This window comes from Bacillus basilensis (assembly GCF_050630465.1).
Lineage (GTDB): Bacteria > Bacillota > Bacilli > Bacillales > Bacillaceae_G > Bacillus_A > Bacillus_A basilensis.
This window is the reverse complement of sequence record NZ_JBNTQO010000039.1, coordinates 1-11,152: the sequence shown is the minus strand read 5'-3', so window position 1 is coordinate 11,152 and position 11,152 is coordinate 1. Positions and strand designations below refer to the sequence as shown.

7 protein-coding genes are annotated in these 11,152 nt (G+C 33.3%); all 7 read left to right on the top strand.

Annotated features, from left to right (window positions below):
• Window positions 1–1,484 precede the first annotated feature (1,484 nt).
• Complete coding sequence (locus tag ACQVV1_RS29485; protein ID WP_431169916.1) at window positions 1,485–3,194, top strand: hypothetical protein; 1,710 nt, start codon at window positions 1,485–1,487, stop codon at window positions 3,192–3,194.
• Between the two features lie 1,001 nt (window positions 3,195–4,195).
• Window positions 4,196–5,302 (top strand): conjugal transfer protein, encoded by a 1,107-nt coding sequence (locus tag ACQVV1_RS29480; RefSeq protein ID WP_431169915.1) that lies wholly within the window; start codon window positions 4,196–4,198, stop codon window positions 5,300–5,302.
• Window positions 5,303–5,304: 2 nt separating this feature from the next.
• Window positions 5,305–5,595: a hypothetical protein gene (locus tag ACQVV1_RS29475; RefSeq protein ID WP_309260373.1), complete on the top strand. Its 291-nt coding sequence runs from the start codon at window positions 5,305–5,307 to the stop codon at window positions 5,593–5,595.
• Window positions 5,596–5,634: 39 nt separating this feature from the next.
• On the top strand, window positions 5,635–6,039 hold the full coding sequence (locus tag ACQVV1_RS29470) for a TcpE family conjugal transfer membrane protein (RefSeq protein WP_000192353.1): 405 nt from the start codon (window positions 5,635–5,637) through the stop codon (window positions 6,037–6,039).
• A 59-nt stretch (window positions 6,040–6,098) separates the two neighbouring features.
• Complete coding sequence (locus ACQVV1_RS29465; RefSeq protein ID WP_431169914.1) at window positions 6,099–8,639, top strand: ATP-binding protein; 2,541 nt, start codon at window positions 6,099–6,101, stop codon at window positions 8,637–8,639.
• Between the two features lies 1 nt (window position 8,640).
• On the top strand, window positions 8,641–9,123 hold the full coding sequence (locus tag ACQVV1_RS29460) for a hypothetical protein (protein WP_336376753.1): 483 nt from the start codon (window positions 8,641–8,643) through the stop codon (window positions 9,121–9,123).
• A 32-nt stretch (window positions 9,124–9,155) separates the two neighbouring features.
• On the top strand, window positions 9,156–11,152 hold a 1,997-nt coding region (locus tag ACQVV1_RS29455), incomplete at its 3' end, for a CD3337/EF1877 family mobilome membrane protein (protein ID WP_431169913.1).

Below are 11,152 nucleotides of genomic sequence, written 5' to 3'. Positions count from 1 at the left end.
CACAGCTTTATCCTGGCTATTAACTCTTATTTGAAACTTCACAGCTTTATCCTGGCTATTAACTCTTATTTGAAACTGCATAGCCTTATCATGGCTATTTCTTCTTACTTGAAAACTATATAGCCTTATCATGGCTATTAACTCTTATTTGAAACTTCACAGCTTTATCCTGGCTATTAACTCTTATTTGAAACTTCACAGCTTTATCCTGGCTATTAACTCTTATTTGAAACTGCATAGCTTTATCCTGGCTATTTCTTCTTACTTGAAACTATATAGCCTTATCATGGCTATAAGCTCTTATTTGAAACTATATAGTCTTATCGTGGCTATTAACTCTTATTTGAAACTATATAGCCTTATCGTGGCTATAAGCTCTTATTTGAAACTATATAGCTTTATCTTGGCTATTAACTCTTATTTGAAACTACACAGCTTTATCTTGGCTATTAACTCTTATTTGAAACTACATAGCCTTATCATGGCTATTACTTCTTACTTGAAACTATATAGCTTTATCTTGGCTATTACTTCTTATTTGAAACTGCATAGCTCTATCATGGCTATTACTTCTTACTTGAAACTATATAGCCTTATCCTGGCTATTACTTCTTATTTGAAACTACATAGCTTTATCTTGGCTATTACTTCTTATTTGAAACTGCATAGCTTTATCTTGGCTATTACCTCTTGCTTTTAATAGTGAATAGCTATATTGTGGTTACAATTTCGTAATTTATGAAACGTTATAGCTATATGATGGCTACAACTTTAAAAAAATGAAACGAGAATATCCTGAAAATCATTCACCTAAAAAATTTTTTATTCTATGTAATTTAGTAATAAACGTTGATATAAAGCCATTTCATTAAATATGAAAGAAAACACACTAAAATCATTATAGCTATATGGTGGCTACAACTTTCACTTTAAAAACCCAAACAAATCCATATATACCAAGGGTTACAGCTATTTCTTATTAAATTCAACTTATTTTAAAAATATGAAACGTTATAGCTATATGATGGTAGGAAACATGAAACGAAATGAAACGTTTATAGCGGTATGATGGCTACAACTTTTCATTTAAAAACAGCGATAACCCCCTATATATCAGTGTTTATACGAAATCCATAGAAATTTCTCACTCAATCCAAAACATGAAACGTTATAGCTATATGATGGCTACAACTTTAAAACGAAATTAGCGTAAACCCCTATAAAATCAATGGTTTAGAAAGATTTATTCCACTGCATACCACGTTTCATATTCAAAAAACTTCATAGCCCTATGGTGGCAACAAAATTTTTTTCATGAAACGTCAAACCCCTTGTCCCACAAGGGATTGAGGCACGTTTCATTTTTTTATTTTTCCTCTTAAAGGGACAGATTTCACCAGTATTCGATTTGATATAATCAAAAATGAAATTCTATATCTAATTGTGGGGAAAACTGCAACTTAAAATAAAAGGAGGTGAAAAAGATGGCAAAACCTTTCGTTATAAAGAACAAACGTAGTTTAAATGGTGAAACAACAACACCGGTAATTGTAACAATTAAATCATGGCAAAGGTTAGTAGAAGCTTTAGAAGGTAAGTATTATAGTTTTAAAGATACTTATCTAGAAGACATTGTGAAGTCAATGTCCTATGAAGAACGAATTGCGGATGAAGAGGGGTTTGTTGCAAAAGCCAAGCCATCTTTTTCACTGAAAATGAAAAAGATTGTAGATAAAGTAAGTGAGTTTGATAAAAACGAAGGCAGAAAACATAAGCTATATGGAATTACAAATGCTGATTTAGAAGTATTTCTATTTCTTCATAAAAAATGTAATACATATGGTGAGCTTTCACATGTATCGATCCACATGCTTTGGGAAGATTATAAAAATTATAAAGAAGCATTTGCACATATTCACCACTCACAATTTTATGTGGCTTTGAAGAAGTTAAGTTTCCATAACATCATTACAATCGAAAATGAGTACAGTGGTAAATATAAAATTACCTTAACTGATTTCATGAATAAAGAAACGAATAAAGCAAATGCCTATACATTTATTAGCCCGATAGTATTTACCAAAGAATTCTTTGAGTTATCAATTGCAGCTAAGAAACTATTCATGGATGTAGCAATGCAGCAGAAACGCGAAACTACCCTGAAACGTTCTTTATTCAAAGTTGATGAGCAAGGAAGCTCAACTCATTTTGGTGGTATGTATCGTTACTTACATAAGAAATACCCACATCAGATTCGTGCTGTACTTGATGAATTAGAAACAAAACTTTCTGCTACTGGATCTCCTTTATTTAAAATTTGCAAGTTAGAAAAAGGGAAGAAGAATAAAAAGCAATACACAACATTGCATTTATCTGTACATCCTGATTTCTTATGCGCGAAAGAAGAAGGAGCAGAATACCGTGATCCATTTACACCACGTGATACATATAAACGCAAAGTAAGATTCATTGAAAACCTGCTAGTGGAATTGAATATTGCTGAATTTGCAAAGGATATGAACCAATTTATTAACGTTCTAAAACACTCTTGTCACCGTCAAATTCGCCAAGTAGTTCGTGGCTTACGAGAAATGATTGATCGACAAGAAGGATATCCTAAAAAGCTTGTTTATACACTAAGTAAGTTATTGAAGCAATCTTCTCAATATCGTGTATTAGACACAGCTGCTAAAACTGGTATTTATCCTTTAATTACACACAATGTACCTAAACATGATCAAGAAGAGGCCATTTTTAAATTTGGTACTCATTTTGCTATATACTCTTTACGCAATGTTCAAAAGCTATTCCGCAAAGCGCATGACCTGCTTCATTCAAAATATGCTGTACCTGTAACTATAGATGCTTACTATCGTAATTACATGCAGTATCAAGAGGAATCATTATTTAGAAAATATGCTTATGAACAAGGTGTAAATATTAACGCATATACAGCATTAGAAATTGAAATTCGCGAACTCTTAAAGTCCAGTGGACATAAAGGAAATCAAATCCCTAGCGATATTCGTGAACTGTTCATTGAAAAAATTGATAAATTGCCGAAGGAAGAGATTTGTGTAATTGAAGTTCCTGAAGACTTTGATTTGATCCAGTTTCTTCATTCTTTAGAAGCATACTATCGTTCAACAAAAGAAGTGCCACATACTGTTGATCAGCTGCTTCCAGCAATGTAATGATAAGCTCTCTATTTTTGAAAAAAACAAAAGTAGAGGGCTATTCGTGTTGGAGATAACATTTGAAGTGTATTGCTTCAAGCAGAATAGAGAGTCAGTTTTTAATCTTAATGATTGCTACTCTCTATTTTTTATACAATTTCATACAGTGCACATTTAATAAAATAAGATATTCACAATTTTCAAGTTTATAAATCTGAATTTTCAATCTTTTTATGGCATTTTATCTACAAAAAAGCATAAATATTTTTTATTATTCTGTTGATATCTTAATAATTTTGACCTGATGTGTATAATATAATACCTTAATTACTGTTCTTATCCTCTTCTATCCTTTAATCTACTTAAAATCAGAAAAACATCTGTTAATTCTGTTTAAAAAGTGTATTCTGTTCTTAACTTTGACCAATTTGTTAATAAATTGTGTGTAGTTTTTTTATAAATGTGGAAAATTTGTTCATAAGTCATAAATTTATGTACGTATTATATATACAGTTACTTACATCAAATTAACGATGATTATATGTAGTTTTTATATACCTACTTTCCGATATTTTGTAGTTTTAAATCCTCATTCAGCTCATTAAGTACGTTCCCAGTAATTACTTTTTATGATTTTTTACGGCTATAGAACTTACGAACCCCTAGCACATCAATGTTTTAACATGATTTTCTCTCTGTATAAAAGTTTTATCTTTTTTCTTTATATATATTAAAGATATATATTATATTAGGTTTTAATATTGTGTAGTACTTACTATAAAGAATAGCTCCTGTGTATAACCAATTTCATTTTTTAATGGGATTGTTTTTTTTATGGACTTTAATAAATATAATGTTTATTTTTTATCACTCTCAAAACTTTGATATAAAAACATAAATTTTTTTTATTTCTCTTAGATTTCCGAAAAAAGTAAATCATACTTAAAGTAGATAGTTGATTAGTGGCAATTACAATGAAATTTGTAATCTCCTAACCATATAAAAAGAGAGGTGAAAACATGGTAAAAAAGAAATCCCAGAAAAACTCCGAAAAAAAGAAATTTACATTCTTTAAAAAAGCAAAGGATAAAACAAACGAAATATTAGATATGCAACAAGAAAATTCAGAAGCACTAAAAGAAAAGAAGAAACGTAAAACAAGGGAGAAAGTTCCGGCGATAACAGGAAGAAAAGTAGGTAAGGTTACATTTTGGTGTGTGATGGGATTCGTGTTTGCAGGAAGCTCCCTTTCATTTATTCAACTCGCCGGTCCTCATAGAGCAGTAGCTGTTCAGGAAAAGAAGGAGGAACCCGTAAAAATTAAAATGTCAGAAGCAGAATTAATTGCATATGCGAATAGTTTTGCCACTAATTATTTTAATTGGAAAGCTGATATGAATGTAGCTGAAGAGCGAAAAAAACGATTAGAGAAATTTCTTGTTGAAGGATCCGACGAGCAAGGTGGATTAAATAGAGATACTTTAAAAAACGCATCTAGTACTTTGGTTAAATCGGAAGCAGTAGAGGTCCGACAAAAGGGAAATGAAGCAGAAGTTACATTAAAAATCATTCAAAAACTAGAACCTGTAAATAATCCTGCTCCTGGAACGACACAAGCTCCAGACACACCAAAAGAACCAAAAGAGGTAACAAGGTACTTCTCAATTCCAATTTTAATGGAGAAAGGGAAAATGGTAGTCCCTAACAATCCTACAATCGTTCATGGAGAGAGAGAAAAGGCACCTTATAAAGTAGCCACTTTCAAATCAGAAGGACGAGAAATTAATACAGATGCAGAAATTAAAAAAGTAGAACAATTTTTACAATCTGTATTTAAGGTGTATACAGAAGGAACACCAGAAGAAATTGCTTACTACTTTGAAAAAAGTAATATAACAAATGGACTAAAAGGTATTATGACATTTAGCAAATTAGAAAACCTACGAATTTATGAAGATAAGGATAAAGGATACAGAGTCTTAGTAGATGCCAAATTAAAAGACAATGATAGCAGCTTAGAGTACACATACACATATGATTTAAATCTTGTAAATAAAGATAACAAGTTTTCAATTAGCTCTATGAAGAAATTTGAAAACACATTAGAGAAAGTGGAGGGTAAATAATTATGGAGCTTTTGGGATTAGATATGGTTGCTCAGCAATTACCTGCTATTAAGGATGCAGCAGTCTTAGGCAACATTAATTTTGGGGTAAATGCAAAAAACTGGTTAGTAGCTCAGTTAGGTCCCATTTTTTTAGTTGTAGCAATCATCGGTGTAATAGTTTTACTTGTAAAAAGACAAATGGCTGGTCTAATTGGTTGGTTAGTACTTTGTGCGATTGTATCTGTGTTTGTATTCACTCCAGATGTATTCAAAGACCTTGGAACAAAATTATATAATTTATTATTTAAATGATCATTTGTAAAAAATAGAAATTTTAAGGAGTTGGTATAAGTGACTCAGAAACCGACTCGCAAGGAAGTAAGGACTTACAACTCTATATGGGATATTCCTAAGAGTTTATATGGGATAAGGGATATAACACTCCCTTTCCCTGTACCTTACAGACAGCTGGGGATTTTTGTTGGAACACTATTAATAATAATATTCTTAGAACAGATTTTACCATTAGGAAACAACGTCTTTTTCAAATATCTAATATTACCTGGTGGTATAGCGTACTTCTTTGGAAATGTAGAATTGGATGGAAAAAGTCCACACAAATTTATATATCGATTCTTTGTATTTACATTTGAAAAAAAGAAGTTGAGTCGTTATAAAGATACAACTGGCAATATTGGAAGCTATCAATATAAGACAGTAGTTCGATTTAAGGATGATTCAATTAAGAAAAAGTAATTAATTAATCTATACGGAAGAATTAGTTTAGTCTCATATTCTTCTCTAAGGAGGCACAAATGAATCAGGTTGAATTTCCAGTCAAATATTTTCATGATAATTTGATTTTTAACCAAGATGGTTCTTGCTGGGCGTATTATGAGGCATACGGGATTCCTTATGAATTTAAAGGAGACGATGATAAAAATACGTTGTTTATGCGCCAACTCGGCTTATTTTGGAATTATGAAGAAGAAAAACATCTATTAATGATACCTGTTTATCAGAATTTCAAAGAAAAAGCCGATGAGTTTAAAGAAACAGTAAGCGGTGAACTAAAAGAGCTGGCAATCGATCATACTGATGACGTTGTCCATGAGTTAGAAAGAAAATTTGGTAAAAACGCTGTAGAATATCGTTATTTTATAGGTGTGAAATTAAAAGTAAGACACATACAAGAAGGACTTAAGGAAATGCTTTACACTGCATTTCATACCTTTAAAAACACTGCAGAACAGTTTGGACTACTAGGTGATACCAAAATATTAAAAACTGATTTGGAGATGTATAAGCGGGAAGCTAGTACCTTTAGAAACAAAATAAGAAAACATTTAGCCGTAAGAAGTTTAGAAACAAATGAAACACAATGGATTGTATTACGAAACTTCTATCGTACATTAGAGGCACCTGTTACAGCAGGATGGACGCCACCGGTAGTTGATGACGATTCTGCAATCTTTCCGAATCAAGAGAGTTTATTACGTTTAACAGAATCAGAAGTAGAGGTTAAAGGAAGACATATAGAAATGTCCCAAATTGGTTCTGATGAATTAGATTATCCAGCATATATGAGTTTCTTATCGGCATCCAAGATTCCATATACAATGGAGTTTCCAGACCAAGAGTGGATGTATATGATCCAAAATATAGATTTCCCAATTGAACTAAGTGTACGCACAGAAAACATTAACCATCGCAAAGCACTATCTAAACTAAATAAAAAGAAAAAAGATTTAGAAGATCAAGAAGCACATGCAAGGGAAAATGCACAGACTGTTGGGTTAAACGTGTATGAAGGTGTTCAAGAAGCTACTGAATTACAAGCCCTTATACAAAAGACGCGTATGCCACTAGTTAAGACATCAGTATCTTTCTGTATATGTGCTGAAGATTTGGATACAATGCGTCGAAATACCAATTCACTCATTTCTATTTATAGAGAGATGATGATTGAACTAGTAAGACCATATGGAGATCAGTTCCTACTGTTTAATGAATTTATCCCTGGAGCTAGAAGATATGTAAATGATTATATACACTTTATGGAACCTGGAGTTCTAGCAGCTGGTATGTTTGGTGCAACACAAGATTTAGGAGATAACATCGGGTTTTATATTGGAACAACTGGTATTTTAAACAAAGCAGTTTATATGACACCCTCACTTGCAGCAACAAATACCGTTGCAAATCAAAAAACAAGCGCACTTTCAGTTGCAGTAACAGGAAGTACTGGTTCCGGTAAATCATTTGGAACGAACTTAATTGTTTACCTAGCCGTACTTGGAGGAGCTCAAACACTGATAGTTGATCCAAAAGGTGAGAGGGGGAACTGGACAGAAGATTTACACGGTCTAGAAGGTAAAGTAAACGTAATTACACTAGGGACTGATAGACGAGATGAAGGGAAACTTGATCCATTTATCATTCATAAACATAGCCGAAAAGATGCAATTGAGTTAGCTATGACAATTCTTACTTTCATTACAGGTATTAAACCTGATAACTCGGAAAAATTCCCGCGATTGGCTTCGGCTGTAGAATTCGTAGCAGGAATGGAAGAGCCGTGCTTAACAGCTGTATCTCAATATCTTGAAGATAGTGAGGATAAAGTGGATCAACAATTAGCTGCTCATATTCAAGCTTTTGAGAATTTATCCTTTGCACACTTAATCTTTGGTGATGGAACAAATAGAGATATTGAACTTGATACAGCAGTGAATATCATACAAATTCAGCATCTTGATATGCCAGATATTCAAAAAGATCCGAAAGATTATACCTTACAAGAAAATTTATCAGTTAGTATGCTGATGTCTTTATCTTCTTTTGCAAGAAAATTCTTTCAAAAGGATCCTACTAAATTCAAAATTGTTCTATTAGATGAAGCATGGGCAATCATGGGAACTTCTCAAGGGCGAGAGTTAGCTCGTAAGCTAGTTCGTGAAGGTCGTGCCTTAAACTCAGCAGTATACTTTGCTACTCAAAGTGCAAGTGACCTTGGAGATGAGACATTTAAGAATAATATTGGTATGAAGTTCTCATTCCGTAACACAGACAGTAAAGAAATTTCTTCAATCTTAGATTTCTTTGGATTACCTGACAATGAAGAAAATCATGCGATTATTACTAATTTAGAAACAGGACAATGTTTATTCCAAGACATTCAAGGAAGAACAGGTGTTGTCACAATGGATGTAGTGTTTAAGGATTTATATGATGCATTCGATACAAGACCAAATGCAAGAAAGAATTATAGAAAGTCAAATGATGATGAAAAGCAGGAAGTTAATGCAACCTTTGTCGAAGAAGGGGGAGAAAAAATAAATGTAGGAGTGAGTTAACATGGTAAAAACTAAACTAAAAAAATTAATGCTATCTAGCCTATGTGCTGGCGCTCTAATTCTGAGCGTGGCATGTGGAAATAGCGAAACAAATGTAGGAGAAGAAAAAGATAAACAGGGGCACACTCCTAGAGAAATGATGTTGGATTTTGTAAAAGCTGACTTACAACATGATAATAAAACAATTAGAAAACTTATCGTCGATGGAGATAAAAATAAAATTTTAGATCCGAATCAAGGGCCACAAAATAATTTATCTTACAAAGACTATACAGTAAAAGAGTATGTGGTAGATAAGGATACAATTATGTATAACTTTATTTCAAAGAAGCCCCCTAAAAATATCGATAAAGCAGTGAAATGGGTAAGAGTAGTTCGTACAGAAGATGGATTCAAAGTTCGAAGTTATTCTGGCCCTCAACGAAATGAAATTGATGAAGTAGCAAATACTAAACCGACAAATGAGTTTAGTTCGAAAGATTAATAGGTTTCCCACAAAAGGGGGAGTAACATGTAATGAAAAAGTTTATTACCCTATTGTTATTAATTTGTACTTTGCTTTTAGCATTTAATTTACTTTTTAAAGCTGCTCCAGTATATGCAGAGGAAGAACCCAGACCTTCTCTTATAGACGATATCATTCCAAAGAATAAGGAAAAATTAAAATATGAAGAATACCCTGCAAGTAGCTATGGAATTGACATCTATACACCAGAAGGTGGATTTGGTGAATCTCTTAAGTTTTGGAAATGGGGAGACAAAGTAAAAGAACAAATGGTTGCTGTGTTATTTAGTCTTGTAAGTATTGGATGGACCATTAATCTTGCAGTTAGTACTTTTGTTACAAGTATGGTCGGTCAATCTATGAGTCTCAATATTGTAGCTGATGTAGGAGATAAATTAGGCGATGTAATATCTAAAGCAGCAGGGTTCAATGGTTCTTGGGGTAATGGAATATATAGTGAATTAATTGGACTCATGTTAGCTTTATTAGCTTGCTGGGTTATCTGGGTAGGTTTTGTACAACGACGCCAGTCAGAGATGCTAGGAGGATTGTTAAAGACATTAGGTATTTTAGTTTTCACTTTAGCTTTTTTCGCAAATTCAAGTTATATTATCAAAGGACTGAACACTTTCTCTGAACAAGTAAATAAAACTGTTCTTGATTCCACTCAAAGTATTAGTGGAGCAAGTGAAGGATATTCAAGCGGTGTCGATTCCATTACTGATTTAACACACACTCTATTAATAAAACAACCTTATACATTACTACAGTTTGGTACAACAGATATGAAGAAAATCGGTGATGAAAGAATTAAGAAAATGTTAACAACAACAGGAGCAGATGAAAGGCAAGATCTATTAAAAGAGGAAGTAGAACAGAAGAAAAATACGATATTAACTTTGGACGCTACTTTCGAGCGTGGAGCTTTAGTATTACTACTTTTCTTAATCAACGGACCTTTATGGGTTGTCTTAGGTTTATGTAGTATGGCGATGTTGTTCTACCAATTAATGTTTATCATTGTAGCGCTAATGTCACCAGTAATGTTATTGATGGCTTTAGTACCTGCATGGACTGGGACTGCTAAAAAATTCTTAGCTGAACTGTTTAGAACACTACTTATGAAAGTCGCTATTGGTTTCTTGGTAACATTAATGTTTTGGGTATCGTCGATTCTATTCAGCGCAACCGACAAATATGGATACCTAGTTGTAGCTACATTACAAATACTTTCATTTTTAGGTGTTTGGTTATACCGTAAAACAATTTTCGATGCTATTACTACAGTACCAGCAAGTGCCGGAGCTGCACGCGCATCAGATGCTATGAGTAATATTAGGCAGAAATATCGTGATGTTAGACGTGGATCTAAGACAGTTGGAAGAGGTGTAGCAGTAGCTGGCGCCGCGGGTCTTGCAAGTGCTGCGGTGGCAGGAAAAGTGGGGAAATCAGGCTACAGTAAGTTTAAACAGTTGAAAGAAAACTATGCAGATAGAAAAGAAAAGGTAGCAGATGGTAAACGCAAGGAAAAAGAACAAATGCAAGCAGAAAAAGAAAAAAATATAAATCAAATGAAAAAAGAAGAAAATTTAGGTGTTCGCGATAGAAAAGGAAATCAGGAGCAAGAAAGGGTTAAGGAAGAAGTAGCCGCAACAAAAGAGAACCCGGAATTAGCAGTACGAGGGCAACATCAAGATAATAATCCTGAAATGCAACAGGCAGAACTAAAAGATAAAGAAGAGGATGTAAAAGCGGATGTCCAACCAGTAGCGCAATCAAATGGGGAACTAAATAATAAAGAAGAAGATGTAAAAGCTCAAGTTAGACCAGTGGCAAATCAAAATAGCAGTGGACTTGAGAATAAGCAAGAGGATGTAAAGGCGGAAGCAAAACCAGGAGCAACAATTAAAACACCAACGGGTCAAACAAAGCCAATTACAACACCACAGTCAGGACCAACACCATTACAATCGAGTCCGATGGAAAGCAAACCAATTACAACACCACA